General features: G+C 69.6%; 26 protein-coding genes and 1 pseudogene. 12 read left to right on the top strand and 15 right to left on the bottom strand.

Translation table 11 applies throughout. The annotated features are described in order from the left end of the window. Positions 1-8: 8 nt before the first annotated feature. The 6 genes and pseudogenes from ACFQVD_RS30070 to ACFQVD_RS30045 all read right to left on the bottom strand — a co-directional run. Positions 9-1,559 carry an ABC transporter ATP-binding protein gene (locus ACFQVD_RS30070; RefSeq protein WP_343961452.1) on the bottom strand — a complete coding sequence of 517 codons (1,551 nt, stop codon included), beginning with the start codon at positions 1,557-1,559 and terminating at the stop codon, positions 9-11. Beyond that, positions 1,556-2,362 (bottom strand): ABC transporter permease, encoded by an 807-nt coding sequence (locus ACFQVD_RS30065; protein WP_343961454.1) that lies wholly within the window; start codon positions 2,360-2,362, stop codon positions 1,556-1,558. Before ACFQVD_RS30065 ends, ACFQVD_RS30070 begins: the two co-directional genes overlap by 4 nt. Continuing rightward, on the bottom strand, positions 2,359-3,291 hold the full coding sequence (locus tag ACFQVD_RS30060; protein ID WP_343961456.1) for an ABC transporter permease: 933 nt from the start codon (positions 3,289-3,291) through the stop codon (positions 2,359-2,361). The genes ACFQVD_RS30065 and ACFQVD_RS30060 overlap by 4 nt, the downstream gene beginning before the upstream one ends. A 1-nt stretch (position 3,292) precedes the next feature. Further along, the gene (locus ACFQVD_RS30055; RefSeq protein WP_343961459.1) at positions 3,293-4,483 is read right to left on the bottom strand and encodes a hypothetical protein; all 1,191 of its coding nucleotides are present in this window, start codon (positions 4,481-4,483) and stop codon (positions 3,293-3,295) included. Next, complete coding sequence (locus tag ACFQVD_RS30050; protein WP_343961461.1) at positions 4,480-6,048, bottom strand: ABC transporter substrate-binding protein; 1,569 nt, start codon at positions 6,046-6,048, stop codon at positions 4,480-4,482. The genes ACFQVD_RS30055 and ACFQVD_RS30050 overlap by 4 nt, the downstream gene beginning before the upstream one ends. Before the next feature lie 125 nt (positions 6,049-6,173). Continuing rightward, a pseudogene (locus ACFQVD_RS30045) lies at positions 6,174-6,290 on the bottom strand (DNA-binding response regulator); the annotation flags it as partial. A 125-nt stretch (positions 6,291-6,415) separates the two neighbouring features. Between ACFQVD_RS30045 and ACFQVD_RS30040 the strand changes: the two are divergent. The 3 genes from ACFQVD_RS30040 (at position 6,416) to ACFQVD_RS30030 (ending at position 8,135) form a co-directional block, all read left to right on the top strand. Then, positions 6,416-6,655 (top strand): hypothetical protein, encoded by a 240-nt coding sequence (locus ACFQVD_RS30040; RefSeq protein ID WP_343961463.1) that lies wholly within the window; start codon positions 6,416-6,418, stop codon positions 6,653-6,655. Between the two features lie 89 nt (positions 6,656-6,744). After that, a complete protein-coding gene (gene sigJ, locus ACFQVD_RS30035; protein WP_364153715.1) occupies positions 6,745-7,605 on the top strand; it encodes an RNA polymerase sigma factor SigJ in 861 nt (286 codons plus the stop codon). A gap of 89 nt (positions 7,606-7,694) precedes the next feature. Continuing rightward, positions 7,695-8,135, top strand: coding sequence for a carboxymuconolactone decarboxylase family protein (locus ACFQVD_RS30030; RefSeq protein WP_343961468.1), 441 nt, complete (start codon positions 7,695-7,697; stop codon positions 8,133-8,135). Positions 8,136-8,319: 184 nt separating this feature from the next. Here the strand turns inward: ACFQVD_RS30030 and ACFQVD_RS30025 are convergent, their stop codons facing one another. Beyond that, a complete protein-coding gene (locus ACFQVD_RS30025; RefSeq protein WP_343961470.1) occupies positions 8,320-8,727 on the bottom strand; it encodes a winged helix-turn-helix transcriptional regulator in 408 nt (135 codons plus the stop codon). Between the two features lie 74 nt (positions 8,728-8,801). Here ACFQVD_RS30025 and ACFQVD_RS30020 point away from each other — a divergent pair, with 74 nt between their 5' ends. After that, complete coding sequence (locus ACFQVD_RS30020) at positions 8,802-9,632, top strand: SDR family NAD(P)-dependent oxidoreductase (protein ID WP_343961472.1); 831 nt, start codon at positions 8,802-8,804, stop codon at positions 9,630-9,632. Positions 9,633-9,954: 322 nt separating this feature from the next. On the opposite strand, the gene ACFQVD_RS30015 is transcribed toward ACFQVD_RS30020, so the two are convergent. The 5 genes from ACFQVD_RS30015 to ACFQVD_RS29995 all read right to left on the bottom strand — a co-directional run bounded on the left by ACFQVD_RS30015 (position 9,955) and on the right by ACFQVD_RS29995 (position 16,720). Further along, positions 9,955-12,036: a WD40 repeat domain-containing serine/threonine protein kinase gene (locus ACFQVD_RS30015; protein WP_343961474.1), complete on the bottom strand. Its 2,082-nt coding sequence runs from the start codon at positions 12,034-12,036 to the stop codon at positions 9,955-9,957. A gap of 738 nt (positions 12,037-12,774) precedes the next feature. Continuing rightward, entirely contained in the window at positions 12,775-13,404 is a 630-nt protein-coding gene (locus ACFQVD_RS30010; protein WP_343961476.1) for a hypothetical protein, read from the bottom strand. Continuing rightward, complete coding sequence (locus ACFQVD_RS30005; protein ID WP_343961478.1) at positions 13,391-13,744, bottom strand: hypothetical protein; 354 nt, start codon at positions 13,742-13,744, stop codon at positions 13,391-13,393. The genes ACFQVD_RS30010 and ACFQVD_RS30005 overlap by 14 nt, the downstream gene beginning before the upstream one ends. Further along, entirely contained in the window at positions 13,741-14,670 is a 930-nt protein-coding gene (locus ACFQVD_RS30000; RefSeq protein WP_343961480.1) for a toxic anion resistance protein, read from the bottom strand. The genes ACFQVD_RS30005 and ACFQVD_RS30000 overlap by 4 nt, the downstream gene beginning before the upstream one ends. Positions 14,671-16,165: 1,495 nt before the next feature. Continuing rightward, positions 16,166-16,720 (bottom strand): YceI family protein, encoded by a 555-nt coding sequence (locus ACFQVD_RS29995; RefSeq protein ID WP_343961482.1) that lies wholly within the window; start codon positions 16,718-16,720, stop codon positions 16,166-16,168. Positions 16,721-16,969: 249 nt separating this feature from the next. Here ACFQVD_RS29995 and ACFQVD_RS29990 point away from each other — a divergent pair, with 249 nt between their 5' ends. The 5 genes from ACFQVD_RS29990 (at position 16,970) to ACFQVD_RS29970 (ending at position 20,724) form a co-directional block, all read left to right on the top strand. Further along, on the top strand, positions 16,970-17,557 hold the full coding sequence (locus tag ACFQVD_RS29990) for an ArsR/SmtB family transcription factor (RefSeq protein ID WP_343961484.1): 588 nt from the start codon (positions 16,970-16,972) through the stop codon (positions 17,555-17,557). Then, positions 17,554-18,285, top strand: a complete 732-nt coding sequence (locus ACFQVD_RS29985) for an SRPBCC family protein (RefSeq protein WP_343961486.1) — start codon at positions 17,554-17,556, stop codon at positions 18,283-18,285. The genes ACFQVD_RS29990 and ACFQVD_RS29985 overlap by 4 nt, the downstream gene beginning before the upstream one ends. Before the next feature lie 104 nt (positions 18,286-18,389). Further along, on the top strand, positions 18,390-18,986 hold the full coding sequence (locus tag ACFQVD_RS29980; RefSeq protein ID WP_343961488.1) for a dihydrofolate reductase family protein: 597 nt from the start codon (positions 18,390-18,392) through the stop codon (positions 18,984-18,986). A 380-nt stretch (positions 18,987-19,366) separates the two neighbouring features. Then, positions 19,367-19,912 (top strand): carboxymuconolactone decarboxylase family protein, encoded by a 546-nt coding sequence (locus tag ACFQVD_RS29975; RefSeq protein WP_343961490.1) that lies wholly within the window; start codon positions 19,367-19,369, stop codon positions 19,910-19,912. Continuing rightward, on the top strand, positions 19,909-20,724 hold the full coding sequence (locus ACFQVD_RS29970) for an SDR family NAD(P)-dependent oxidoreductase (protein ID WP_343961492.1): 816 nt from the start codon (positions 19,909-19,911) through the stop codon (positions 20,722-20,724). The genes ACFQVD_RS29975 and ACFQVD_RS29970 overlap by 4 nt, the downstream gene beginning before the upstream one ends. A gap of 151 nt (positions 20,725-20,875) precedes the next feature. Here the strand turns inward: ACFQVD_RS29970 and ACFQVD_RS29965 are convergent, their stop codons facing one another. From ACFQVD_RS29965 to ACFQVD_RS29955, 3 genes are all read right to left on the bottom strand, one after another. Then, positions 20,876-21,364 (bottom strand): hypothetical protein, encoded by a 489-nt coding sequence (locus ACFQVD_RS29965; RefSeq protein WP_343961495.1) that lies wholly within the window; start codon positions 21,362-21,364, stop codon positions 20,876-20,878. A gap of 270 nt (positions 21,365-21,634) precedes the next feature. Further along, complete coding sequence (locus tag ACFQVD_RS29960) at positions 21,635-23,482, bottom strand: APC family permease (RefSeq protein ID WP_343961497.1); 1,848 nt, start codon at positions 23,480-23,482, stop codon at positions 21,635-21,637. Positions 23,483-23,512: 30 nt separating this feature from the next. Continuing rightward, the gene (locus tag ACFQVD_RS29955) at positions 23,513-24,736 is read right to left on the bottom strand and encodes an ammonium transporter (RefSeq protein WP_343961500.1); all 1,224 of its coding nucleotides are present in this window, start codon (positions 24,734-24,736) and stop codon (positions 23,513-23,515) included. A 340-nt stretch (positions 24,737-25,076) separates the two neighbouring features. On the opposite strand from ACFQVD_RS29955, the gene ACFQVD_RS29950 reads away from it, so the two are divergent. From ACFQVD_RS29950 to ACFQVD_RS29940, 3 genes are all read left to right on the top strand, one after another. Continuing rightward, positions 25,077-25,979, top strand: a complete 903-nt coding sequence (locus tag ACFQVD_RS29950; RefSeq protein ID WP_343961503.1) for an urea transporter — start codon at positions 25,077-25,079, stop codon at positions 25,977-25,979. Positions 25,980-26,000: 21 nt separating this feature from the next. After that, on the top strand, positions 26,001-26,309 hold the full coding sequence (locus tag ACFQVD_RS29945) for an urease subunit gamma (protein WP_343961505.1): 309 nt from the start codon (positions 26,001-26,003) through the stop codon (positions 26,307-26,309). A 126-nt stretch (positions 26,310-26,435) separates the two neighbouring features. Then, positions 26,436-26,870, top strand: a complete 435-nt coding sequence (locus tag ACFQVD_RS29940) for an urease subunit beta (RefSeq protein ID WP_425580331.1) — start codon at positions 26,436-26,438, stop codon at positions 26,868-26,870. Position 26,871: the final 1 nt, after the last annotated feature.

Raw genomic sequence — 26,871 nt, 5'->3', positions numbered from 1 at the left:
CACGCCGATCACGCCGAGGTGCGGCCCACCGGCGGCCCACCCGGGACGGCGGCCAGCAGCTCGCGGGTGAACGGCGCCTCGGGGGCGGCGAGCACACCGGCGGTCGGGCCGGACTCGATGATCCTGCCGTCCCGCATCACCGCGAGCCGTCCCGCGGCGGCGGCCACCACGGCGAGGTCGTGCGAGATGAGCAGATAGGCCATCCCGTGCCTGTCCTGGAGCCGGCGCAGCAGCGCGAGGATCTGGGCCTGTGTCACCGCGTCCAGGGCGGACACCGGCTCGTCGAGCACGATCAGGTCGGGCGACGGCGCCAGCGCGCGGGCGATGGCGACACGCTGGCGCTGCCCGCCGGAGAGCGCCGATGGCCGCCGCCGAGCGACCTCGGGGGGCAGGGCGACATCCTCCAGCAGGCGTCGCACCCGTTCCCGGCGCTCCGCCCGGGTGCCCGCGCGCAGCGCACGCAGTGGTTCCGCGATGATCCGGCCCACGCTCATCAGCGGGTCGAGCGACGCGTACGGGTTCTGCGCGACGAACTGCACCCGTCCGGCCCTGACGGGCGCGCCGTCCAGCAGTACGCTCCCGCCCGTCGGCTCGACGAGCCCGGTGATCATGCGGGCGATGGTCGACTTGCCCGACCCGGACGCGCCGACCAGCCCGAGCGTGCCCGCCCGGTCCAGCGTGAACGAGGCGCCCTCGACCGCGACCGTGCCGCCCGGGTACACCTTGCGCAGGTCGCGGACCGCGAGCAGCGGGTCTCCCACGGTCGGCGCGGGCCCGGTCAGCGGCCGGGGGATCGAGTCGAGCAGCAGCCGGGTGTAGGCGGCCTCGGGGCTGCCGAGCACCCGCTCCGCCGGGCCTTCCTCCACGACGCGGCCCTCGCTCATGACAGCCACGCGGTCCGCGCGGTCCGCGGCGACGCCGAGGTCGTGGGTGATCAGGAGAATGCTGGTGCCGTCCCTGGCCGCGACCTGCTGAACGAGATCGAGCACGGTCTTCTGCACAGTGGTGTCGAGCGCGGAGGTCGGCTCGTCGGCGATCAGTAGCGCGGGCCGTCCGGCGAGCGCCATGCCCAGCAGCACCCGCTGCCGGAAGCCGCCGGAGAGCTGGTGCGGGTGGCGGTCGAGCACCGCCGCCGGGTCGGGGATGCCCACGCGGTCGAGCGCGTCCTCAAAGGCGGCCTCGCCGGGCCGAGGGATCCCGGTCAGCCGCAGGGCTTCGGCGAGCTGGGCGCGCACGGTCATCAGCGGGTTGAGCGCGGTCCCCGGGTCCTGGGGCACGAACGCGATCCGCCGTCCGCGCAGCCGCCGCCATGCCCGCTCCCGCAGGCCGTCCACCCGCTCGCCGCCGAAGGTGACCCCGCCGCCGGTCACTCTGGCCGTGTCCGGCAGCAGGCCGGCCAGCGCGTGCGCGAGCGTGGACTTGCCCGACCCCGACTCGCCGACCACCGCCACGATCTGCCCGGCCTTCACCGTCAGATCGGCGCGGTCCACGGCCGGCCGGCCGCGCCCGGACGGCCCGTAGCGGACGGTCAGGCCGCGTACGGCCAGCAGGGGTGTCATCGTCTCTCCGATCGCGTGCGCAGCACGTGTCCAAGGTGGTTGACCGCGAGCACCACGGCGACGATGACAAGACCGGGCACGGTCGTCAGCCACCACGCCGAGGCGAGGAACGGGCGCCCCGCGGCGATCAGCGAGCCCCACTCGGGCGCCGGCGGCGGGGCCCCGAAGCCGAGGAAGCTCACGGCGGCGACGGTGAGGACGGCGTTGCCCAGTTCGAGCGTCGCCAGCGCGGCGAGCGGCCCCGCGGCGTTGGGCAGGACGTGGGTCAGCAGCACGGTGGGACGCCCGGTCCCGCACACCGCGGCGGCCTCGACGTACCCGGACCCGCGGACCCTGATGACCTCGGCGCGCATGATCCGGGAGAACACCGCCGCGGCCGACACGCCGACCGCGACGGCCACCTCGCGCGTCCCCGGCCCGAGCACCGCCACGACCACGAGGATCAGCAGGAACGACGGCACGGCGAGCAGCACCTCAACCCCGCGCATGACCAGGTCGTCCAACCGCCCCCGCGCGGTTCCCGCCACCAACCCGATCGCCGAGCCGGCCAGGACGGCGATGCCCACCGCGATGACGGCGGCCTGCAGCGAGGGGGCGGATCCGTGCACGACTCTTGCGAACACGTCCCTGCCCAGCTCGTCCGTACCGAACAGATGCGCGGCTCCCGGGGGCAGCAGCCGTTCCGTGAGATCACCGCGCAGCGGGTCGGCGGCGGAGAACAGGGCGGGCGCGAACGCGGCGGCCATGGCCGCCAGCAGCACGAGGGCCGACGGCACGACGCCGAGCCGCCTCGCGAACGTCATGCGGCACGCTCCCGCAGCCGGGGGTCCACCAGCGGATGCGCCATGTCCACCGCGAGCGTGAGCAGCGTGACGACCGCCGTGGCCACCACGACCAGGCCCTGCAGCATGGGCAGGTCCCGGGTCGTGACCGCCGACTCGATCAGCCGGCCGAGCCCGTTGCGCGCGAAGACCGTCTCCACCACGACCGACCCGGACACCAGCCAGCCGGCCAGCAGCGCGATCATCGTCAGCGCGGGCATGGCGGCGTTGCGCAGCGCGTGCGCCGTCACCGCTCGCGCCCGCGACGCGCCCTTGGCTCGCGCGGTGTCGACGTACGGCTGCCGCATCTCCACGGTCAGCCGTTCGAGAAGAACCTGCGCCATGAAAGCCGACGACGGCACCGCCAGCGTCACAGTCGGCAGCACCAGACCGGCGAGCCCGTCCTCGGCCCTGGCGGGGAACAGCGGCAGCCCGAACGAGAACGCCTGCAACAGCACCAGCCCGAGCCAGAAGGTCGGGACGGACAGCGACAGGCCGGGCAGTGCGCCGAGCAGGCGGCGCAGCCACATGTGCCGGGTGTACGCGGCCGACCAGGCGATCAGGAAACCGAGCGGGAGCGCCACCAGCAGCGCGCCGCCCGCCAGCGCGAGGGTGCGCGGCGCCGCCTCGGCGATCGTCGCGCCGACGTCCCGCCCGGTCTGGAACGACGTGCCAAGGTCGCCGCGCAAGGTGTCGAGCAACCCGTCGAGATAGCGCTCGACCGCCGGGCGGTCCAAGCCGTACTCGGCCCGCAGCGCGGCCACCCGAGCCTCGTCCACCCCGTTCTCCGGCCCCATCATGATCCGCACGGGATCGGCGGGCAGCATGTCGAAGGCCGCGAAGGTGAGCGTGTAGGCCGCCAGCACCACGGCCGCCGCCTGCGTGAGGCGCCGCGCCACGAACCGGGTCATCTCAGCTCCGGATGTCCAGGAGGATCCGCTGCCCGCCGATCTCCTGGCCGGTGTAGAGCACCACGTTGCCCGGCCGGAGCCTGCCGAGCAGCGCGAGGGTCAGCGCGCGCTGCCCCCCGGTCGGGATGACGCCGCCCTCGGGCACCGCCACCTCCCCGTCCTGCCGGAGCACCGCGCATCCCGACCAGGCGTCGATCGCCGTGGCCGTGGCCGGCGAGTCTTCCGAGGCGGCCGGGCGGGCGGCGTAGCGGTGACCGCGCAGCGCGCGCCCGAGGTCGGCCGTCCACTCGTGGCCATCGAAGCCCACCACCAGGCTGAGCGTACGGGTCGCACCAGGACCGGGCGGGCCGGGCACCAGCCGGTCGGTCAGGCTGACCACCTCGACGTCGCCGATCACGCGCGCCGGGGCGGACAGCGTGCCCGCGGACTTCCCGTCCTGAAGCCCCTGGACGAAGTACGCGGTGTCCTCGGCGACCAGCGTCCCCTCGTGCCGGCTCAGCAGGTACGCCGGGCCGAGCAGTTCGCCGTCGAGGGCCACCGGCGGCAGGACCACCGCGCCCCCGTGCTGGAACCCGTAGGCCCCCTCGGCGTACCCGCCCGTCACGGCCTCGGCGGCGAACCGTACGATCGCCGCGTGGGCGATCCGCCGGGTCATCACCTGGACGGCGAACCAGTCGCGGGCGTCCTGGAGCCTGGTCAGACCGTCGGTGTCGGCGAGCACCCGCACCCGCGACGGGTCGGTGAACGGGATGAGGGCGTCCCGCAGCAGCACGAGCTGCCACAGCCACTCGTTGTAGAGGTTGCGCGCGGCGTGCAGGCCGGGACCGGCGATGAGCCGTTCGACCACCGGTGGAATCCAGGCGTACCCCACGCAACTGCTGTGGATGTCCGACGGACCGGGCGCTCCCGTGCCGGGCACGGTCCTCACCAGGTCCAGGACCACCTCGGACACCGCGATGGCGTTCTCACGCAGCTCGCCTCTGACGCCCTGGTCGGCGAGTCCGGCGTCCAGCCGCAGCGTCGCGTAAGGGCCGGACGTGCTCAGGCCGGCCTGGAGCCCGGCGATGAAGTCGGCCCTGGTGGCCTCGCCGCCGCCCGCGGCGGCGACCGCCGACTCCAGCAGCGTGCTCGCGGCGGCGACGAAGGTCACGGGATCCACCGCGCGGCCTCCGGCGAAGTCGTTCCATGTCATGCGCGTACCTCCGCGTCCTGGAAGATCGGCCGCCCCGACGCGTCGAGGCGGACCCCTGTCACCCGCTCCGCGAGCCCCACCGACGACGCCTGCTCGAAGAGCGGGATGCCGTGGCCGCCGGAAAGGATCGCCTTCGCCGCGGTCTCCACGGCGCCGGCGCGCTCGGCGGGATCGAGCACCGTGGCGATTCGGGCGATCGTGCTGTCCACTTTGTCCGGCTGAGTGCGCTGCAGCGGGTTCGCGCTCTCCACCGGGTACACGCTGGCGAGGACCGCGGGATCGCCCCTGGTCACCGCCCAGGAGACGAAGTCGTAGTCGCCCGAGCCCTGCCGCGCGCTGTTGGTGGCGTCGTCGAGCGGTGTCGGCCGCAACTCGATCCCGACCTCGGCGAGCTGCTGGGCCATGAGCTGGTACACCGAGCCGTAGGGTTCGTTGGCCGAGTAGACCAGGTCGAACGACAACCGTTGCGATCCCATGACGCGCACGCCGTCCGGACCGCGCCGCCAACCGGCCTCGTCGAGCAGCCGGGCCGCCTCGTCGGGCGCGAATGCCAGGTCGGCGGAGCGGTCGGCGTAGCCGGGCGTGGTGGTGGCGAGCACGTCGGTCGCCGGGCGTTCCCCCGCCGCGAGCAGCGGCGCGAACCGCGACCGGTCGAGGGCGGAGCCGATGGCACGCCGTACCGCGGGGTCGCGCAGCGCGGGCCGCGACTCGTTGGGCAGCAGCGTGAACACGATGCCGGGCCGGGTGGCGGAGAGCAGCCGGGGACCCCGCTCGCCGAAGGACCGCTGGTCCTGCTGGAGCACCTGCAGGTCGGCGTCCAGCTGCCCGGAGAGGAGGCTGCCGTGCCTGACGCTCGGGTCGGTGACGATGGCGAAGGTCAGCGCGCGTACGCGCGGGACGCCCTGGTGGGCGGCCAGCTCGCTCGCCCAGGCGTATCCGGTGCGCGCGGAGAGCCGTACCTCCTCGTTGAGCGCGACCTGGCCGAGAACGAACGGCCCGGAGCCGGCGAGTGCGCCCGCGCAGCGCTGCTCAGGGGTCTTCCCGAGCGTGCCCGGGGAGAGCATGCCGAGCGTCACTGTCGAGGTGGCCTGGAGGAACTGCGCGCTCGGGGCGCCGAACCGCACCTCGACGGTCTTCGCGTCGGGCGCGGAGGCTCCCGCGTACCCGGCGAGGTAGCCCGAGCCGAGCGGGGACCGCGCGCCGAGCCTGGAGATGTCGTCGAGGTTGGCGACGACCGCGGCGGCGTCCAGCGGCACGCCGTCGCTGAACGTCGCACCGTCGCGCAGGGTGAAGGTGAACCGCTTGGCCTGCTTGTCGACCTTCCATGACGTCGCGAGCCACGGCACGATCTCTCCGGTGCGCGGGTCCTGGTCGGTGAGCGAGTCCACGAGCTGGCGCGACACCTGAAGGTTGGAAGTCTGCGGGGTCTGGTGCGGGTCGAGGCAGCTCACCGGCGCGGCGAGCCCGACGGTGAGGGCGTCCCCGGTGGGCCGCTCGGCGTCCGCGGTTCCGCAGGCCGCGAGCAGTACGGCGCAGCACGCGAGTACAGAGGTCAATCGATGCACGGCCACCACTCTGCGAGCCTGCCCCCGAAATCCCGAGGCCCCGTTCTCACTCTGTGGAAAGCGGGCCGGGGTTTCCGCTCAGTGGAACCCGGGCGCCCCACCCCCTGCCACCAGACGATGTCCTACGGCGGGGTGCCCTTGAGGAGGAACCCGGCCGCGCCTACGCGCAGCGCCCGCAACAGGTGTGCGTCGGTGTGGAAGGTGGTCAGGACCGGTACCTCCGGAGCGCCGGACCTCACCCGCGAGCAGGAATCCGTGCGGCCGGATACTTAAGTACATCCATCGACCGCAGACGGCCGACTTTGGTCGCCGCGTGACCGTCCTAAGCCCGATTACGCGCCGGGCGTCATCTGCCTACCGTGGAGCCATGACCTCCACCGACTCGAAATCCCCCCTGGCCGGCCTGTCGGGTCTGCTCTGCTTCATCCTGGTCGCCGGTGGCGCGAGCGGCCTGCTGCACGAGTGGTTCGGCTGGATCCATTTCATGGGCTTCCTCCGGTTCCTCGCTCCCGAAGGCTACGAGATCTACAGCTACGCCTTGATGATCGTCCTCGGTCTTGCGATAGGCGCGGCCGGCAACGCGCTCACCCGACGAGGCCGCAGGTGAACCACTTCGGGTGACCGTCTCGGGGCCTGGGAGAAACGGATACGCGGGTCGGTGTCCGTGCCGCGCCACGCTGCTTGTAGCGTCCGCGTGTGACCGAGGAGGAGTGGGCCGAGCACCGGCCGGCGGTTTTCGGGGCGGCTTATCGGCTGCTCGGCAGTGTCGGCGACGCCGAGGACGTGGCGCAGGACGTCTGGCTGCGCGCGGCCGGCGCCGACCTGTCCGGGGTCGAGGATCTGCGGGCCTGGCTGGTGACGGTCGCCGCCCGCAGGTCCTACGACATCCTCCGGTCGGCACGGGTGCGGCGTGAGACGTACGTCGGTCCGTGGCTGCCCGAGCCGTTGCTGACCGGCCCGGACGCCGCCGAGCCGGTGCTCGTCGACGAGTCGGTGAGCATGGCGATGCTTCTCGTCATGGATCGGCTCACGCCGCCCGAGCGAGTCGCGTTCGTGCTGCACGACGTCTTCGAGGTGCCTTTCGACCGCATCGCCTCCGTACTCGGCGTCACTCCCGCCGCCGGCCGCCAGCTCGCCTCGCGGGCGCGGCGCCGGGTGGCCGCGACGCGGCGGCAGCCACGCGCGAGTCGCCCGGAGCGCGAGCGGGTGCTCGCGGCGTTCCGCGCCGCGTACGAGACGAGCGACCTGAAGGGGCTGGTCGAACTCCTGCATCCCGACGCGGTGTACGTCACCGACGGCGGCGGCAAGGTCTCCGCCGCGCGCAAGGTCATCTCCGGCGGTGAGCGGATCGCCATGGTGCTGTCCCGGGTGGCCGGACGGTGGGGGCTCTTCCCGCTCGTTCCCCGCGAGGTGGGTGGGGAGCTCGCGCTGGTGGCGTACCGAGACAGGCGGATCGTCCTGGTCGATACCTTCGACATCGCGGCCGACGGCCGGATCCTGGAGATCCGGCGGGTGGTCAATCCGGACAAGCTTTCGCATGTCGGCCCGGCGCGCTGATTTTTTCTGGCAAAGGCCGTCACATCGGCGGGTGCCGTCTCGTCTCCCTGGTGAGAACCGAAAGAGAGACCGGGAAAGGTGGGAGCACGATGTCACGCTTGAACATCGCCGAGGTGGCGCCCGAGATTTACAAGGCGTTCCTGCACACGGAGCAGGTGATCTCGAAGGGACCGCTGGACGCCGTGGTCCGTGAGCTCGTCAAGATCCGTGGCTCGCAGCTCAACGGCTGCCTCTTCTGCATCGACATGCACATCCATGAGGCGCTGCGGCTCGGTGAGACGCAGGATCGGATCTACCAGCTGTCCGCCTGGCGGGAGTCGGAGCTGTACACCGACGCCGAGCGGGCCGCGCTGGCCTACGCCGAGGCCGCCACGGAGCGGCCCGACGGCGTGTCGGACGAGGTCTGGGACGCGGTGGCCGCCGCCTTCAAGCCTGAGCAGGCCGGGTACCTGGTCGCCCAGGTGGCGCAGATCAACCTGTGGAACCGCATCGCGGCGCCCATGCACACGCTTCCTCCGAAGCGAGGCTGACGGGGCGCGCCGGGACTCCCGGGTGACCTGGGTCGTCTCGTTCGGACAGGTCGGAGCGTCGGCCGGACCGGCACGACGCCCCGGGCCCCGGCGGGGGCGCCGTGCCGGTCCGGGGCGTCGTGCCGCCGTTCAGGAGTCTGGCCGCGACGGCGGTTCTGACCTCGTACGTGAGCTCGGACAGATCCTATGTACCGACATGGCGGGATCGGACCTCGTTGATCTCCGCCTCGTGGAGCACCGCCCAGTCCGCCAGTGCCGACAGCGGTTGGAGCAGGGTGCGCCCCAGTGGGGTCAGGCTGTACTCGACGCTGGGCGGCACGGTCTGGTGCACCTCGCGCCGTACCAGCCCATCGGTTTCCAGGCTGCGCAGCGTGCGGGTCAGCATGCGCTGGCTGATGCCCTCAATGGCACGGTGCAACTCGTTGTACCGGTATGGGCGCCTCCCGAGCAGGACCACCAGCAGCATGCTCCACTTGTCGCCCATGCGCCGGAACACATCACCGACCGGGCACGCGGCGAGCTCGTCGGCCGGCACCGGGCGAGGCAGCTCGTGGGCGAGTACCGAGGGAACACCGGTGTTCGTACCGGACATGAAACTGCCTTCTTTCAGTCTGCGGCGGGACGACTCACGATGGACCAGTTGATGTCGAGCCTATGGAGGACACCGTGCCGAGCCAACCATCGAAGACCGTGATCATCAGTGGTGGTACCGACGGTATGGGCCGCGCGACCGCCCTGGAACGGCTTTCGAGGGGTGACCACGTCACCGTGATCGGCAGCAGCGAGGCCAAGGGACGTACTCTGCTCGACCAGGCCGGGCATCCGAACCTGCGGTTCCTGCGGGCGGACCTGTCCTCGATCGCCGAGGTCGAGCGGGTGATCGCTCACATCGGCGAGGAACACGACACCGTCGATGCGCTGGCGCTGTTCGCCAACCGGGTGAACCCGAAGCGCAAGGAGACCGCGGATGGCTTGGAGTCCACCTTCGCCCTGTACTACCTGAGCCGCTATCTGCTCAGTCACCGATTGCGCCCGCTACTCGACGCCGGCTCCGACCCAGTGATCATCAACGTCGCCGGTGTCGGAAACACCGCGGGCCGGATCCACTGGGACGATCCCCAGCTGACGCGCCGCTACGGCCAGGTGCGTGCCCAGCTTCAAGCCGGCCGGGCGAACGACCTGCTGGGCGTCATGTTCGCCGGCCAGGCCGGGAGTAAGGCGCGCTACGTTCTCTATCACCCTGGATTCACCCGCAGCGGGGTCGACGGCCACCCGAGTCCAGTGGTCCGGGGATCGCTCAAACTGCTCGCGAAATTCTTCGCCCGCTCGGTGGCCGACGCGGTCCAGCCGATCGTCCAGTGGATCGACCGACCGCCGGCGGAACCGCTTTGCGCGATCGACCGGGGCAAGCCGGTCGAGAAGTCCCTGAAGACCCTCGACCCCGACGCCGCCGCCCGCCTGGCCGCCTACACCGAGAGCCTGCTCCGCGGCCGCTGAACCCGCACGAAGATGCCCGTGACAGCCTGTCCGCCGCTCGCACGCGGTCGAGCCTCGCGGCGACGTTCGCGTTCAGCGAGGTTCTCCCTTCGCCCTTGCGGCGTACCAGTTGGTGGAGCAGGGCTCCCGGGGCGTGATGCCGAAGACCTGGCCCGGCCCCCCAGGCCTCACCGAAGCTGGGCGGCTCGAAGCCGGTCGCGCCGCGCACCGTGCTGCGCAGCCCATCCGGCCCGACCGCCAGGTCGTGCTCCTCGTGCAGCGTCAGCTGCCAGCGCTCCCACCCCGGGCGGTCGGCCATGCCTGTCAGAGGTGCGGTTGATTCTCACTCTCCCCACAGCTTCGCGGTCGCGTCGCCGCTGCCGGTGGCGAGGGTGGTGCCGTCGGGGTCGAACGCCACCGCGTTGATCGCGGCCTCGTGTCCGGTGAGGGTGGTGGTGAGTTCCCCGGTCTTGGCGTTCCACAGTTTCGCGGTCGCGTCGAGGCTGCCGGTGGCGAGGGTGGTGCCGTCGGGGTCGAACGCCACCGCGTAGACGCTGTGCGTGTGTCCGGTGAGGGTGGTGGTGAGTTCCCCGGTCTTGGCGTTCCACAGTTTCGCGGTCGCGTCGATGCTGCCGGTGGCGAGGGTGGTGCCGTCAGAACTGAAAACCGCCGAGGGAACCGAATCCTTGTGTCCGGTGAGGGTGGCGATGAGTTCCCCGCTCTTGGCGTTCCACAGTTTCGCGGTCGTGTCGCCGCTGCCGGTGGCGAGGGTGGTGCCGTCGGGGCTGAAGGCCACCGCGAAGACGCTGTTCGTGTGTCCGGTGAGGGTGGTGGTGAGTTCTCCGGTCCTTGCGTCCCACAGTCTCACGGTCCCGTCGTCGCAGCCGACGGCGAGGGCGGTGCCGTCGGGGATGAACGCCACCGCCTGGACCCACCCCGTGTGTCCGGTGAGGGTGGTGGTGAGTTCTCCGGTCCTGGCGTCCCACAGTTTCACGGTCTCACCGCTGCTGGTGACGACGGTGGTGCTGTCCGGGCTGAACAGCGCTCCGAAGCTCCCGTCCGTGTGTCCGGTGAGGGTGGTGGTGAGTTCTCCGGTCCTGGCGTTCCACAGCCTCACGGTCCCGTCGAGACTGCTGGTGGCGAGGACGGTGCCGTCGGGACTGAACACCACATCCCAGACCTCACGCTTGTGTCCGGTGAGGGTGGTGATGAGCTCTCCGGTCCTGGCGTTCCACAGCTTCGCGGTCCCGTCGTCGCTGCCAGTGGCGAGGGCGGTGCCGTCGGGATTGAACATCACCGTCTGAATCGACTCCTTGTGTCCGGCGAGGGTGAAGAGGAGGTGGTGTTCGCGGTAGTCGGGAGGCCCGGACTCGGTACTGACGCCGGGGGAGGTGGGGCTTCGCGTGGGTGCCGGGGGGTCGGTTTCGGGGTTGATGGCGACGAGGGCGAGGGGGGCGGCCGCCGCGAGGGAGAGAGCGGCTGTGGTGAGGAGGATTCGGCGAGATGGGCCGAGGCGGTGGCCGGGCGGGGTGGGGCGGTGGTGGGGGACGATCGGAGGTTCGCCGGGAGGACGGGGTGCGGTGGCGGGGGGTGTGAGGCGCTGTTCGATGTGGTGCAGGTGGGTGAGGACGTCGTGAGTGTGGGTGGGACGCCGGTCGGGTTTCTTGGCCAGGAGTTTGGCGATGAGCTTGTCGAGCGCGGCGGGGACGTCGGGGTGATCTGCGCGAACTCTGGGGGGTTTGATATTCAAATGCTGCCCCATCAGCCCTTCGGCCCTGTCGCTGTTGAACGGCGGGTGACCGGTCAGCAGGGTGTACAGGATGCCGCCCAAGGCATATAGGTCGGTACGGTGATCGGTCTCCTGACCCAGCCATTGTTCGGGAGCCATATAGCTTGGGGTGCCGACAGGTCCGTCAAAGGTCTGCGCGGTGGACGCATCGACCATTTGCGCGATCCCGAAATCGCAGATCTTCAGCCGGTCTCCCGGCAGCAGCATCAGGTTCGCCGGTTTGAGGTCGCGATGGACCACCCCAATGCCATGCGCGGCCACAAGCGCGTCGGCCAGTTGCACCGCCAGCGACAACACCCGCCGCGTCGGCAACCCACCAGGGTGGTCGGCGAGCTCGGCCGCCAGATCACGGCCGTGCAGGAACTCCATCACCAGATACCATCGGCCGTCCCGATCCTCGCCGAAGTCGTCCACCCGGGTGATACCCGGATGTTCCAACCGTACCGCGATCTTCGCTTCCTGCCGGAACTTCGACAACACAATCGGATTCGACACCGAGATCTCCCGGTGCAGGAACTTGATCGCGACCACCTGATCCCGTAATAGATCGGTGGCTCTCCATACTTCACCGAAACTCCCGCCCCCCAGAGTTCGCTCCAACCGATACCGGCCCGAGACCTCCAGCCCAGCCTCCACCCAGTCACCCTCATTCGCATGGTCAAGAGCGATAATCGTCTACTGTGCGCCCGGACTTCAGAAAGAAATACATTAAGGCGATTATGGACCTAACCCGCGGTGCAGGCGGCCAAATAACCCCCATGTCGCCACTGCAAGCCTTAAATCCTCAAGGAAATGCAGCCCTGCGACCGCCGATCCGACCCCTGAAAATGGCCGAGGCGCTCAGGTGCCGCCATGTGGTCGAACAACGGTTCGGGTGCTGTTTTGGGAAGACCGTGGCCCGCGAGAGCACGCCTCGGTCTACGGGCTTGACAACAGTGGAGTCAACGCAAGACCCCTGGGACCTGTTTCGGAAGTCGGTCAGGGGATCTTCGATCTTGAGAGGGAAGTGCTGGTTTCCACCCGCTCGTCTCGGATGACAACTTGGGCCGGTGGCCCGTAGGGAACCGGGAGTCCTGGGGCGAGTAGATCGCGATGACGCCTCCGTACCGGATGGTTCAGTCGTCGAGGACCGTCAGGTCGAGCTCACAGAGGCGTTCGGGGGCGGCCAGTACCTCGATCGAGACGATCTTTCCGTCCGTAACGGTGAAGGCCATGACGGACAGCGGCCGGTGAGAACCTGTCTCTTGAGGGGGCCACTGTGGGCGAGTGGGTGCGGTAGCGGATCGGTCTGGTCCTCCGCTCCGCCGAGTGACCTTCCCGCCACTCGGCAACGGCCGTCCGGGGCCTCTCCGCGCCGCCGGAGACGTCAGGCGGTCAAAGGTCCAGGCCGGAGCCGCCGAACCGGTCCTGCAGGAACCTGCCCTGGTCGCGCAGGGCCTGCTCGTCGCCTTGGTAGACCGACTCGGCCACCTTGCGCAGCTGGGTGTCCAGCAGGTCGAGCTGGGCGAGCAGTTCCTCGTGGGCGCTGCGCTCCCGCTCGCCGCGCCGGGTGAGCGCGTACGAGCGGGGCAGGTTCGCGTACGCCTCCAGGCTGGACGGCAGGTAGTCTCTGATCGTCTGCGACACGATGTGCAGGTGGTCGGGTGCGGAGGTGAGCGTGTCCGCCCGCCGGAGGATGTCGCGCACCACCTCGGCCAGCACGCCGACCCTCGCCACCACGTCGTCGGGGAACCGGTTCCCGCCGATCTCGGTCAGCAGGGTGTCCAGGTCGGCGTGGAGCCGCCGGGACTCCACCTCCGCGTGTGAGATCGTGAGACGTACCCGGTCCGCCGGGGCCAGCAGCGCCCCGACGCCGTACAGCCCGGCGACCACGAAGGGCCAGAACGACCCGGCGACGTCGAGGAAGACCAGGGCCACCCCGACGAGTGCCAGGGCGCACCCGGCGATGTTCCTGGTCGACCCGGCGTAGGCGAGGATCCGGCCGCCGGGACTACTGGTAGCCACGGATCTCCTTGAAGGCCGCGGCCAGCGAACCCTTCCGGGCGTCGAAGGTCGCCCCACCGGTGAGCTGGGCGATCTGCCTCATCTCGTTGACGTCGCTCTGGTCGGCTCCGTCGAGCGTTCCGGCGTACGACAGCGCGATCCGCACGCCGATCGCGTCCCGGGCCCGCCTGAGCAGCGGTTCCAGGTCGCCGATCTCGCTTCCCGCGAGGACGCGGAGCACGTCGGGACCGTCCACGGGGGTGGCCGGCGTGTCGGCCCCGCCGCACGCGGCCGATGCCATCAGCAGGGTCAGCGCGGCCAGTGCCCGCCTGATCGGACGAGAACCCGTTCGTGCCCTCATCGCGGGAGCGCCCCTTCACCGTCGTGCCGGGAGCGTTCCAGGTAGGTGCGCGCGTGGTCGAGTTCGACGGTCAGGCTGTCCACGGTGATCGCCATGTTCTCCACGGCCTTGGCCTTGAACGTGTCGATCATGTCCATGGTGGAGTAGACGTTGTCGAACGCCTTGCGTAGCGCGTCCATGTCGACCGCGGTGGATGCCGCCTGGGTCTGGATGTCGGCCGCCTGCGTGCGCAGCATCTCGCTGGTCGCCACGATCAGGTCGGAGGTGGTGGCGTTCAGCGCCGTGATCTGGTCGAGCACCAGCTTCTGGTTGGCGAGAGCCTGCGCCACGGTCACGGCTGGGCGCAGCGCCGCGATCGTCGTCGTGGTCGCCCGGTCCACGCCCTTGATCAGTTCGAGGTTGTTCCTGCGGATCAGATCCAGCGCGAGGTAACCCTGGGCGGACACCGCGAGCTGGGTCAGCAGGTCCTGGTGCTTCTGCCGGATGCCGAACAACGCGTCCGAGCGGAGGGCGGTGGCCTTCTCCGGGTCGGCCGCCTCGACATCTATGATCTTGTCTTCCACCGCGGCGTCGAGGGCGGCGGCGAGCAGGGCGTACTCCTGCAGGCGCTTCATCGACTCCCACAGGTCGGCCCGCTCTCCCTCGATGGCCGCGTTGTCCTTACGCAGCTCGTCCTGCCCGGACTTGAGGGCGCGGATGATGTCGTCGATGTGCCGCTGTGCCGACTGATATTTCGCGAAATAGTCGCGCAGCTTATCGCCGAACGGGATCAGTCCCAGCAGCTTCCTGCCCGGACTGGACGCCTGCTTGGGGTCGAGGTCGACGATCGTCCGGCGCAGCGCGGTCAGCTGCCCGGCCACCGCCGCCTGCGCGTCCTTGCCCTCGCCCCTGGCGGAGGCCAGCGCGGCCACCGGACGCTTCAGCATGCGGTTCGCCACCTGGGAGGAGGCTCGGATCTCCGAGTCGCTGCACCTTGCGGGTGAACTCCGGCGACCGCGGGTCCAGGCCGCTCAGCTCCTCGGCGAAGTCGCCCGTCTTCTCCGCCAGTTCGGCGCCTCGCCCCTCCGGGACCGGCAGCATGGTGGCCGCCTTCTCCACGGGCACCTTGGCCACGGGTTCCGGCGGGCTGAGCACGAGATCGCTCACGGTGGTCTCTCCTCGAAGCGGTGGGAAGGCGAGGTCAGGGGGTGGGAGGAGGGTGTGCTTGCTGAGGACCGTGGGCGAGGGGTAGAGCAGCCGCATGTCAGGGCGGATCAAGCCGTCCCGCGCGAAGAGGTGCGAGGCGTACTGCGCCTCGTAGATCATGACCATGGGCGTCTTCCCCATCCCCAGGGCCAGGTAGTCCTCGAACGGAGCCTCGGTGGAGGTCTCGGAGTACCCCTGGTCGAGGAAGAGGGGAGCGACGGCTCCGGCGACCTCGGTGCCCTGCGCGCTTGAGGTGATCACGTCGTCGCCGTTGGCCACGTAGCCGGCGATCGAGAGGTACATCGCCGCGGAGTTGGAGGTGCGGATGTCGGTGGTGGTGAGCAGGACGCGCTTGCGTGCCGGGTAGGCGGTGTTGCCCGGCAGCCTGTCCCACCGGGTGCCCTTGACCACCAGATCCAGATATTTCTTGATATCGAGCACCCGGTAACCCTGGCCGGAGTCCCGCACGACGCCCGCCTTGGCGAGCACGTCCGCGATCGGCTCGAAGGTGGCGATCGCCATGGGGGAGGAGAACGGCGCGAACGTGTGGGTGGCGCCCCGGTCACGCTTGATCTTCTCGGCCGCCGGAGCGCTGGACGGGAACGCGAAACCGTACTTCCTGAGATCCACCGAGGCGGCGATCTGGCGTGATCCGGCGGTGTCGACCTCCACCCGGAGGCCGTGTTCGGCGAAGACCGCCCGCACCCGCCGATCGTCGAAGAACGGCTTCTTCTCCGATCCGATCACTCCGCGCACCAGGGTGAGCTCCCGCGTCTCCGCGCCGCCACGGTTGCCCACCACGACCGCCGCCACTACGGCGGCGCCGAGGAGCAGCGCCAGCCCGACGCCGATCTAACGCTTCATGTGATTCCTCGAAAGCTTGCTTCATATAGCCATAAATCAGCGTTCTGCATTGAATTATGTGAGATATGACGACAGGGCGGAGTGAGGCATCCATGATGCGCTGATAATTCAGCTTTCATTCACCTTCGCGCCATAAAGTAAGGCGGGCATGCCGTCACCTACCGCGATCTCGGCTGTCCCGGTCTCCTGGTTCCGCGCACCTTGAGCGGGTCCGGCGGCGATTTCCACGGATTCACCCGGAGCGGGGCCCGAAAAGCCGGTGTCGACGTGAGGTCTCAGGAGATGGGGCCAGGTGACGGGAGCGAGGCCTCACCGGTATCGGTGAGCACCCTGTGGACGACCTCGACCATGGACCAGAGGCCGAGCCCGGGGTCACCGCCCCGAAAGGAGGCCGGTGTCGAATCGCACCGCGACGTCGTCGCTGACTTTGAGCGCGCCGAAGAACGCCGAATACGGCCGGATGCCCCACTCGGTCTGCACGATGGTCACCGAGCCGCGTACCCGGTCCTCGGTCAGCAGGCCCTGTAGCGTGACGGGCCGGGTGACGCCGACGACGGTGAGATCACCCTCGATGCGAAACGACTCCGCCGTTCCGCTGACCCGGGTCGACCGGAACGTGATCGTCGGATGACGATCGACGTGCAGGACCTTCTCCTGAAGGTTTTTCTTGATCTCCCGGCGATCGGAGTCCGTGAGCGGCTTGACGCCGCCGGTTCCCTCCCGGACTTCGAACGACCCGGCGTCGACCTCGACGGTCACCGAGGAGCCGGCCGGATCGGCGATGTCGATCGTGGCCTCGCCGTGCCAACGGGTGACCTCGATGGTGAGGTCGTGGCCGGCCTTCGCGCCCAGCCCGCTACGGGTCGTGTCGACGACGAGCCGGCCGGACTCAGGTCCCAACGTGTAGCTACCAGAGGTGATGCCCACCACGTCAGGCTATCCCGCACCCGAGAGCTCACCCTGGCACATACGTCGGCATGGCGAAGACCGGGACCGGAGCCGACGCGTTTTTGGCCACCGGTCGCTTCTCGCGGGCGGGGATCGGGTAGCCGCGATCCGGCTTCGGTACGTGCGGAGCCGGCAGGGGGGCTCGCCGGGGCCCGAGCCCGGTGAGGCCGGTGTACCGACGAATAGGACTTCCTTGACAATTTAATTTGTCGGTCATAGCCTGTGGTCATGCAGGACATCGCCGTGATCGAGGATCCGGCCGCCGCCGAGGTCTCGCTGGACCCCATCCGGGCCCGGTTACTGGCCGAGCTGAGTGAGCCCGCCTCCGCGACCATGCTGGCCGCCAAGGTCGGCCTGCCCCGGCAGAAGGTCAACTACCACCTCAAGACGCTTGAGGCGCACGGGCTCGTCGAGATGATCGAGGAGCGGCGCAAGGGCAACGTCAACGAGCGCATCATGCGCGCGACCGCGGCCTCCTACGTGATCTCCCCGGCCGCGCTGGCGTCGGTCGAGCCCGACCCGGCCCGCTCTCCCGACCAGCTGTCGGCCGGCTGGCTGCTGGCCGTCGCGGCCCGGTTGGTCCGCGACGTCGGGGCGCTCATCGCCGGCGCCGCCAAGGCGCGCAAACGCGTCGCGACCTTCGCGATCGACGCCGAGGTGCGCTTCGCCTCGGCCGCCGACCGGGCCGCGTTCGCCCAGGAGCTCGCCGGGGCCGTCACGGCCCTGGTGTCCAAGTACCACGACCAGTCCGCCGAGCACGGCCGCGACCACCGGATCGTCGTCGCCGTCCACCCGAGCACGAAGGAAACCCGATGACGCACCCGTTCGAGCTGAACCAGGAGATCGAACTCAGCGCCACGCCCGAGCAGGTCTGGGACGCGATCGCGACCGGGCCGGGCGTCGACTCCTGGTTCATGGGACGCACCGAGCTGGGCACCGCCGAGGGCGGCCCGGCGAACCTGACCATGCTGGGCCAGACCGAGCAGGCCACGATCACCGCCTACGAGCCGGGCGCCCGCCTGGCGACCCGCAGCGAGCAGGCCCCCGACGGCCAGTTCATGGCGTTCGAGTACCTCATCGAGGGGCGCGCCGGCGGCACCACCGTGCTGCGGATCGTGCAGAGCGGCATGCTCGGCGACGACTGGGAGACCGAGTTCGAGGCCATGCAGGCCGGCTGGCCCATCTACCGGGAGACCCTCAAGCAGTACCTCGCGCACTTCACCGGCCGCACCCCATCGGTCACCACGGCCTTCCGGCCCGGAGCGGGCGGCCCGGACGCGGTCTGGAAGACCGTCACCCGGGAACTGGGCGTCACGCCGGACGTCGCCGAGGGCGACGACGTCCGTCTCCCGGACGGCTCCGCCGGGGTCGTCTACTACGCGAACCTGCCCGTCAACCTGGGCGTCCGGACGGATGAGGGCCTGTACCGGTTCATCCACTCCGGTACCGCCCGCGGTGACGCCCTCGTGCTCGGCCACCAGAACTTCGCGGGCCGCGACGAGCAGCCCGCGTGGGACACCTGGATGGCCGAGCACTTCGGCTGACCGGCCGGTGCCGGACCACGACGAGCAGCACCTTCATCCCCCCGCACCGCGACCGGATCAGCGGTGCCGGAAATCAGTGACGTGAACCCGGAGGAGCCAGTCCCATGCGCATCGTGATCATCGAGTTCATCAGCTTGGACGGCGTCGTGCAGGCACCGGGCGGACCCGAGGAGGACACCGACGGCGGTTTCGCCCACGGCGGCTGGTCGCACCCGTTCTTCGATCCGGAGGTGGTGGGCGGCGCCTTCGACGACGCGGTGGCCAAGGCCGGGGCACTGCTGTTCGGGCGCCGCACGTGGCAGACGATGGCCGCGGCGTGGCCCGGGCGGGCCGGTGACCCGTTCGCCGACCGGATGAACGCCATTCCGAAGTACGTCGTGTCCAGGACGCTGGGCGACGACGAGCTGACCTGGAACAACACCGTCCGCATCCCCGGCGACGAGGCCGTCGCCGGCATCCGGAAGCTGCACGGGAGCGACGGCGGCGATCTGGTGGTGATGGGGAGCCCCACGCTCGCGCGCACCCTGCTGAGCGAGGGCCTGGTCGACGAGCTCCGACTTATGATCATGCCGGTGCTTCTCGGTGGCGGGAAGACGATCTTCCCCGACGGCGGTGCGTCGCGCACGCTCGAACTGACCTCCACGGCCATCAGCGACAAGGGCGTGCACCTGTGCACCTACCGGTCGGTCGCCGAGGGGTAGGTCGGGTAGACGGCGGCGAACCTCACCTTCGAGCAGGCGGCCGTTCCCGTCTCGGCCTGCACCGTCCTGCGGAGTCTTCACGGGGCGGGAAGGGCGCAGAAGGTTCTGATCATCGGTGCGGGGGGAGGTGTGGGGACGTTCGCGGCGCGGAGGCCACCGGCGTGTGCGGCAAGGTCGTCGTCACCGTGTGAGATGTGACCGGTGGGGGCACACCTTTCAACGCGCCGTTGCTCCTGCCGCGAGGCCTGTCATCGCCGGCCGGTGCTCGACTTGATCGCGGGATCTCCGAATTGGATTCCAGTGTCTGGGGATGCTCTTCGTCGTTCTCCGTACACGCTCGGGGAAATCGGCGCCACGATCGATCGAAGGGTTGGCAGGGCATGACGACACGTATTCCGCCGTTGCCCGAGGGCGAGGGGGATGAGCAGGCACGGCGCCTGCTCGACGGGCTGGCCGTGGGGGGTGACCGGGTGCCGAACATCTTCACCACGTTCGCCAGGCATCCCCGGCTGCTCCGGCGCTGGCTCGGTCTCGGGCAGCACCTGCTGCGCGAGTCGACGCTGCCCGCGCGGGAGAGGGAGATCGTGATCCTGCGTACCGCCGCGCTGTCGGGTTCCTCCTACGAGTGGGCGCAGCACGTGGTCATCGGGCGGCGGGCCGGGCTCACCGAGGAGGAGATCGACCGCATCGCCGCGGGCTCCGAAGATCCCGGCTGGGCGGACGACGACCGCGTACTGCTGCGGGCGATCGACGAGCTGCACGGCGGGCACGACCTGTCGGAGGCGGCCTGGACGTCGCTGTCCACCCGCTGGGACACCCACCAGGTGATGGACTTCACGATGACCGTCGGCTTCTACACGATGACGGCGATGGCGCTGAACACCTTCGGCGTCGAGATCGATCCCGACCTGGCAGGTGCCTCGTGACCGACCGGCTGGAGGGGTACGCCGCGATCATCACCGGTGCCGGACAGACCCCCGGCCAGATGATCGGGAACGGCAGGGCGACGGCACTGGTCTTCGCCCGGGAGGGCGCCAAACTCGTCCTCATCGACCGGGACCTGGACTCGATGCTGGTCACGGCGGGGTTGGTCGAGGAGCAGGGCGGAACCGCGGTCACCGTCCAGGGTGACGTGTCGGTGGCCGACGACTGGTCGACCGCGGTCGCCACCTGTGTCGAGAGCTTCGGCCGCCTCGACGTGGTGCATCACAACGTGGGCGTGGCCATCGGCGACGGCTCAGCCACCTCCGTCGAGCCCGACGACTGGGCGCGGACCATGATGATCAACTCTGGCAGCATCCTGCTGATGGCCCGGGCGGTGCTCCCCGTGATGCGGGCCGCCGAGCGCGGTGTGATCACCAACATCTCCTCCATCGCGGCCATCGCCGGAAACCCCTCTCCCGGCAATCCGCCCATCACCTACAAGATGTCCAAGGCGGCCATGAACGCCGCGACCCAGCAGCTGGCCCTGGAGAACGCCCGCTACGGAATCCGGGTCAACGCCATCATGCCGGGCCTCATCGACACCCCGCTCGGCGTCGACCTGGGCGCGGCGGCGTACGGCTTGGACAGGGAGGAGTACGCGGCCCGCCGCCACCAGCGGGTCCCGCTCAAGGGCGGCATGGGCACGGCGTGGGACATCGCCAACGCGGCCCTCTTCCTGGCTTCGGAGGAGGCCCGGTTCATCACCGGCGTCCTGCTCCCGGTCGACGGAGGGCAGAGCGCCAGGATCGGCTGAGACACCGGTCTCGGCGCTGCCTCGCGCGCTGTGGGCGTGCCCCGCCGGAGGGGACGGGAGCCATGCGGCCATGGTCCGCATGGCTCCCGCCACCGTCAATGACGAGAGGTTTCCGGCCGGTCCGCTTCCCAGGGAAGCGGACCGTCATCCGTTAGCGGGGCCGGGGAGGCCATGGCGGCGGGTACGGAGGCCGCCACGGGACCGGGTACGAGTTCGGGTACGGCGGTCGCCAACCTGGGTACGGGGGCCGCCAGCCCGGGTACGGCGGGATCGGGTACGAGTTCGGGTACGGCGGTCGCCAGCCGGGATACGGCGGTCGCCAGCCCGGGTAGGGAGGCTGCCAGCCCGGGTAGTACGGCTGGCCGACGGGGCCGGAGATGGGCACGCAGTCGTACTGCGGGCACGGCGTGGTGAAACACTGCTTGGGAGAGGGCACGCAGACGCGGCCGGGGCCGCAGTTGACCGCCGCGCACGGCGATCCCGGGTCGCACTTCCCCGCCTGCTGCGCGGCCGGCGCGGCGGCGATGGCCGCCTGCGCGGCCGGAGCGGTGGACACCCCGTCCGCCCAGGCCGTGGTCGTGGCGGCCGGTGATCCGGCCGCCGTGACCAGGGCCAGCGCCAGGATTAGTTTTCGAAGCATTTTTCCCCCAGATGTCATGATCGGTTCTGCCTCTCTGGCGATGCTCGCACCGGCCATTCCTGCTGAGGGCAAAGCGACCATCAGAAAGTCGGCTGTCTTGCGGAGGATTAGGTATTGCTTCTGGGCGACCGGCATTTTAGCTGGAAATATCATGTCAATTCGGGCAGCCCAACTGCCGAGTGCGACACTTAAATCAGCTTATGACGTGATACTCAAATCAACCTATAGATAACGCATGGCGTAAAAAGCTGCTTTAAGTGCTGGTGTCGTCTATGTATTGATTCGGAAGGGCAGCAGGCAGACGAGCACGTCCGTGTGCTCCCGTAGCACGACCATCAGGAAAAGGTCACGCTGGTTGTGTAGTACCCGATGGCGGAAGTGCCGCGGCTCGACGGTGGGAATGAGCACGGCGACCCATTTTCCGGTGTCGGCGACCTGCCGGATGTAGTCGAGAACGGGACGGACCACGGTGTGCTGCGGGCTGTCGAGGATCTCAAGACGGACCCCCGGATCCCACAGGTTCCACCGCGTCCGCAGGTCGTGCACCTCCTCCTCGGTGAAACACACCGCGACGACCACCACCTCACCACCGAGGGCCAGGCCCGCGCTGACGGCCCGTTCCGTCCTGGTGGTGACGTCCGAGACCGGGATGATGATCACTTTCCCGGCCTCGGCGACCGCCGCGGGCCGGGTGGGCCTGGGCGGTGTCCGCCCGACCCCGAGCTGCTTTTCGACCGCGGTGTAGTAGCGCTCGATGCGGGCGAAGAGCAGGATGAGCAGCGGGATGACGATGGCGACCACCCAGGCGCCCTCCAGGAACTTGGTGGTGAGCAGCACCAGGGTGGCGCCGGCGGTCAGCAGGGCGCCGGTGCCGTTGAGCAGCGCCCTGCCGAGCCAGCGGGGCGGGCGCAGGGTCGCCCAGTGCCTGACCAGGCCGACCTGGCTGATCGTGAAGCCGATGAACACCCCGATGGCGAACATCGGGATCAGCCTGTGGGTCCGCGCGTCCACCGCGATCAGTATCACGGCCGCCGCCGCCGCCACGGCCACGACGCCGTAGCGGTGGACGGGACGTTCGGTGCGCAGCGCGAACAGGTGGGGCAGGCGGTTGTCGCGGGCCAGCAGGCTCAGCAGGACCGGCAGGCCTCCGAAGCTGGTGTTGGCGGCCAGTGCCAGGGCGAGCGTGACCACGAGGTTGGTCGCGTAGTACACCCAGCCCGTGCCGTAGGCACCGGCGGTCAGCTGGGCGAGGACGGTGACGTCGTGCCGGGGCTGTACCCGGTCGCGGTGGATGAGCAGCGCCAGCCCGACCAGCATCGTGCCGAGCAGCGCGCCGAGCAGCAGTTCGGTCCGCTGTGCCCGCGCGACTCTCGGCTCGCGGAACATGGGCACGCCGTTGGCGATGGCCTCGACGCCGGTCAGCGCGGAACATCCGGAGGAGAACGCCTTGAGGATCAGCAGCACCCCCAGCGTGTCGGTCACCGGGACGTGCATGGGAGCCCCCACCACGGCCGCCGGATGGGAGCGGGCCAGCCCCAGTACCACGACGCCGAGGACGCTCACCACGAACAGCGCGGTGGGCAGCATCAGCACCCGCGCGCTCTCGGCGATGCCGTACAGGTTCACCGCGGTCAGCAGGGCCAGTCCCACCAGGCAGATCGCCAGGAGATGCGGGGCCAGGACGGGGAAGGCCGAGGCGAGGCTGGCGGCGCCGGCCGCGAGACTGACCGCCACGGTGAGCACGTAGTCGACGATGAGCGCCGCGGCGGCCAGCAGGCTCACCCGCTCGCCGAGATCGCTCTTGGCCACCGCGTAGGAACCACCGCCGTTCGGATACACGGCGATCACCTGGCGGTAGGAGATCACCAGCACGGTGAGCAGCACGACGATGGCCAGGGTGATCGGCAGCGTGTAACCGATCGCGGCGCCACCGGCGGCGACCAGGATGAGCGCGATCGCCTCCGGCCCGTAGGCGACCGAGCTGAGAGCGTCGAGCGACAGTGCGGCCAGCCCCTGCAGGCTGGTCAGATGCTGCCTTTCACCCTCACCGTGGCGCAGCTGGGGCCTGACGCGCCAACTGACGTGAACAGGGCGGTTCAGTGGGCGGCGCGGGGTCATGGTGACGATCCGTCACGGCGACCGCCGGGCTCACCCCTCGGCAAAGCCCACGTCCGAGCCGGCGCGCTGCTCCTCCTCGGTCGCTCGCATCCGGAACAGCCTGTCGACCACCTTCCCGATGACGAACGTGACGATGAAGCTGTACAGGCCGACGGCCAGGACACCGGCCACCTGCTTGCCCAGCAGTGCGACCGACCCGCCGTAGAAGAGGCCGGGGGTCCCGACGAGCTCGCCGGTGGCGAAGAACCCGAGCAGCACGATGCCGGTGATACCGCCGGCCCCGTGGAAGCCGACCACGTCCAGGGTGTCGTCGTAGCCCAGGACCAGTTTCATCTCGACCGCGTACGTGCACACGAGGGCGGCGATGATGCCGACGACGAGCGCGCCCTCGACGTTGACGAACCCGCAGGACGGGGTGATGGCCACCAGCCCGGCCAGGGCGCCGCTGGTCGAGCCCATCCTGGTCAGGTGGCGGAAGCGGATCCACTCCACCAGCCGCCAGGTCAGCATCCCCGCGCAGCCCGCGATCATCGTGCTGAGGAACGCCCGGGCGGCCAGCGGGCCGTCGGTCAGCGCGGAGCCCGCGTTGAAGCCGAACCAGCCGAACCAGAGCAGGGCCAGGCCGAGCAGGACCATGGGGATGTTCTCCGGCGTCGGGGCGCCCCTGCGCCGGAAGGCGACACCCGGCCCCAGCACCAGTGCGAGTGCCAGCCCGGAGATGCCCGAGTTCAACTCGACGACCAGCCCGCCGGCGAAGTCCAGCAGGCCCCACCTGTGCAGCCAGCCGGAGGTGGAGAACACCCAGTGCGCGACCGGCGCGTAGACCAGGGTCATCCACAGGACGCCGAAGAGCATCCACGGGCCGAACCGGGCCCGTCCCGCGATCGAGCCACTGATCAGCGCGACCGTGATGATGGCGAAGGTCAGCTGGAACAGCGCGAAGACGTACGTGGGGATCTGCTGGTGCAGCGTCTCGGGGGTGATGTTCGCGAACCGGAAATTGCTCCAGCCGATGAGCCCGGCACCACCGAGGTCATTTCCGAAGGCCAGCCCGTATCCGTAGGCGAACCAGATGACGGTCACCAGGCTGATCGAGATGAAACTCATGTAAAGCGTTGTGAGCAGATTATTGGAACGGACCATGCCGCCGTAAAAGAAGGCCAGTCCCGGAGTCATCAGCAGCACCATCGCGGTGCTGGTCAGCATCCAGGCCGAATCGCCGGTGTTCAGCCCGCTCGATATCCAGCTGCTCATTCCGACTGACATTATGGCCCCTTCGTCCTTTTTGCTCCTTCGGCTCTTTCCGTGCCCGCCGGCGGAGATGCCCTGATCCACATGGTTGGCGTCTAAGTCGGGAGTTAACCTCAGCACCTTTGATATTTGACCGAATGCTGGCCTTGGTTGATTTTTGCCGGTTCGGCACATGGAAAGTAGTGCTGTGTGCCCACATCGTGGATTCACCTTTGATGGCCGTCCGCGGGCGGGATGCGCGCCAGCGGCGGGAAGGGCGACGTTTATGACATCGGCGTTTCCGTCGTCGGGCTCACCCGGAGGTGAGCACCCTGCCAAGGGGCGTCGCGCGCTGGAGTACCTGTTGACGATCCCCCGCGGGGTCGCGCAGGTCGATTTCCAGCCCAACCAGTGGACGGGCCTGGTCTTCATCGTCGCGTTGTTCGTCGGCGGCTGGCGGTTCGGCGTCTTCGGCCTGCTGGGCACGCTCGTCGCCACGGTCACCGCGTACCTGTTCGGCGTCACCTGGGACCGGGTCTCGGTGGGGCTGGAGGGTTTCTGCGGCACGCTGATCGGTGTCGGCCTGGTGCTCTACCTGGAAGTCCGGTGGATGACCGTGCTCCTGGTCATCGCCGGGGCGATCGCCGGGAGCGTGCTCACCTCGGCGCTGAACGTGCTGCTCACCCCATACGACCTGCCGACCTTCACCGCGCCCTTCTGCGTGATCACCAGCGTGATGGTGATCGGCGGGCCGTCCTTCAGCCGGATCTGGGCGGAGCACGCGCGCTCGGCCCCGCCGTCGGCCACCGCTCCGGGCACCGCGATGAGCTGGCACGACTTCTGGCGGGGCACGCTCAGCGGCGTCGGCCAGGTGTTCTTCCAGAACCAGTGGTACGTCGGCCTGATCTTCCTGATCGGGTTGTTCGTGGCCGGCTGGGTGACCGGGCTGGTCGCGCTCCTCTCCAGCCTGGTCGGCCTGCTCACCGGCTGGGTGCTGGGCGCGCAGGCAGCCGATCTCGGAGCCGGCCTGTACGGCTACAACTCCGTGCTGACCGGGCTCGCGCTGTGGGGCACGTTCGTGCTGGTGAACAGGGTGAGCGCGGTCTACGCGGTGATCGGCGCGGTGTCCGCGGCCGGTCTGACCGCCGCCATCGGCAACCTGTTCGCCGTCACCGGCGGTCACACCCTCACCTGGCCGTTCGTCCTGGTGAGCTGGGTGTTCCTGGCGGCCATCCCGATGTTCAAGAAAATCCAGCGCGCCGGATAGCCGTGCGGAGAAAGGACCCCGATGAATCTCACACCACGCGAGATGGACAAGCTGCTCATCTTCCTCGTGGCTCAGCTGGCCGAGCAGCGCCGCGGGCGCGGACTGAAACTGAACTACGGCGAGACGGTGGCGTTGATCAGCTCGACGATCGTGGAGGCGGCCCGGGACGGCAAGACGGTCGCCGAGTGCATGGAGTTGGGCAAGCAGGTGGTCGGGCCCGACGACGTGCTGCCCGGAGTGCGCGGAATGCTGAAGCTGCTGCAGGTCGAGGCCGTCTTCGACGACGGCACCAAACTGGTCTCCTGCCATGATCCGGTCGGCGGGAAGTGATGCCCGGGGAACACGCGCTCCTGCCGCGCTGCGGACCGTCGTCAGCGGCGGCCGGACACCACCACGACCACGACGACCATCACCACGGCCTCCGGGCGGTGGCGAACCCGAAGGGGGCGACATCCCGTGTCGGATGACGACGTCTACATCTATGGCGAGGGACGGATCGAGCTGAACGCCGGTCAGCCCCGGGCGAAGCTGACCGTGCACAACACCGGCGACCGGGCCGTTCAGGTGGGCTCGCACTTCCATTTCTTCGAGACCAACCGCGCGCTGAGATTCGACCGGGACAAGGCGTTCGGCAAACGCCTGGACATTCCTGCCGGTACCGCCGTCCGGTTCGAGCCCGGAGACACCAAGGAAGTGAACCTGGTCGAGTACGGCGGGGGTCTGCGGATCGTCGGTTTCGGTGGGCTGCTCAACGGAAGCGTCCGCTCGCGCGAGGCGCATCGCGAGGCGCTGAAAAGGATGCGCGAACGCGGTTACCTCGACGAGCCGGGTGATTCCACAGCGGCCTCGTCGAAGAAGAACGGCTCCTCAGGCTCCAAGAAGAAGGGCTGAA

Source organism: Streptosporangium amethystogenes subsp. fukuiense (assembly GCF_042665875.1).
GTDB classification, from domain to species: Bacteria; Actinomycetota; Actinomycetes; order Streptosporangiales; family Streptosporangiaceae; genus Streptosporangium; species Streptosporangium fukuiense.
This window is presented reverse-complemented; position numbering and strand designations above follow the sequence as displayed.

Excerpts from the sequence above, each read along its gene's own strand:
- ACFQVD_RS30070 (WP_343961452.1), bottom strand. The coding sequence starts at position 1,559 with ATGACACCCCTGCTGGCCGTACGCGGCCTGACCGTCCGCTACGGGCCG.
- ACFQVD_RS30055 (WP_343961459.1), bottom strand. The coding sequence starts at position 4,483 with ATGACATGGAACGACTTCGCCGGAGGCCGCGCGGTGGATCCCGTGACC.
- ACFQVD_RS30040 (WP_343961463.1), top strand. The coding sequence starts at position 6,416 with ATGACCTCCACCGACTCGAAATCCCCCCTGGCCGGCCTGTCGGGTCTG.
- ACFQVD_RS29985 (WP_343961486.1), top strand. The coding sequence starts at position 17,554 with ATGACGCACCCGTTCGAGCTGAACCAGGAGATCGAACTCAGCGCCACG.
- ACFQVD_RS30065 (WP_343961454.1), bottom strand. The coding sequence starts at position 2,362 with ATGACGTTCGCGAGGCGGCTCGGCGTCGTGCCGTCGGCCCTCGTGCTG.
- ACFQVD_RS29965 (WP_343961495.1), bottom strand. The coding sequence starts at position 21,364 with ATGCTTCGAAAACTAATCCTGGCGCTGGCCCTGGTCACGGCGGCCGGA.
- ACFQVD_RS30005 (WP_343961478.1), bottom strand. The coding sequence starts at position 13,744 with ATGAGGGCACGAACGGGTTCTCGTCCGATCAGGCGGGCACTGGCCGCG.
- ACFQVD_RS29960 (WP_343961497.1), bottom strand. The coding sequence starts at position 23,482 with ATGACCCCGCGCCGCCCACTGAACCGCCCTGTTCACGTCAGTTGGCGC.
- ACFQVD_RS30000 (WP_343961480.1), bottom strand. The coding sequence starts at position 14,670 with ATGCTGAAGCGTCCGGTGGCCGCGCTGGCCTCCGCCAGGGGCGAGGGC.
- ACFQVD_RS29990 (WP_343961484.1), top strand. The coding sequence starts at position 16,970 with ATGCAGGACATCGCCGTGATCGAGGATCCGGCCGCCGCCGAGGTCTCG.
- ACFQVD_RS29955 (WP_343961500.1), bottom strand. The coding sequence starts at position 24,736 with ATGAGCAGCTGGATATCGAGCGGGCTGAACACCGGCGATTCGGCCTGG.
- ACFQVD_RS29980 (WP_343961488.1), top strand. The coding sequence starts at position 18,390 with ATGCGCATCGTGATCATCGAGTTCATCAGCTTGGACGGCGTCGTGCAG.
- ACFQVD_RS30030 (WP_343961468.1), top strand. The coding sequence starts at position 7,695 with ATGTCACGCTTGAACATCGCCGAGGTGGCGCCCGAGATTTACAAGGCG.
- ACFQVD_RS29975 (WP_343961490.1), top strand. The coding sequence starts at position 19,367 with ATGACGACACGTATTCCGCCGTTGCCCGAGGGCGAGGGGGATGAGCAG.
- ACFQVD_RS30025 (WP_343961470.1), bottom strand. The coding sequence starts at position 8,727 with ATGTCCGGTACGAACACCGGTGTTCCCTCGGTACTCGCCCACGAGCTG.
- ACFQVD_RS30060 (WP_343961456.1), bottom strand. The coding sequence starts at position 3,291 with ATGACCCGGTTCGTGGCGCGGCGCCTCACGCAGGCGGCGGCCGTGGTG.
- ACFQVD_RS29945 (WP_343961505.1), top strand. The coding sequence starts at position 26,001 with ATGAATCTCACACCACGCGAGATGGACAAGCTGCTCATCTTCCTCGTG.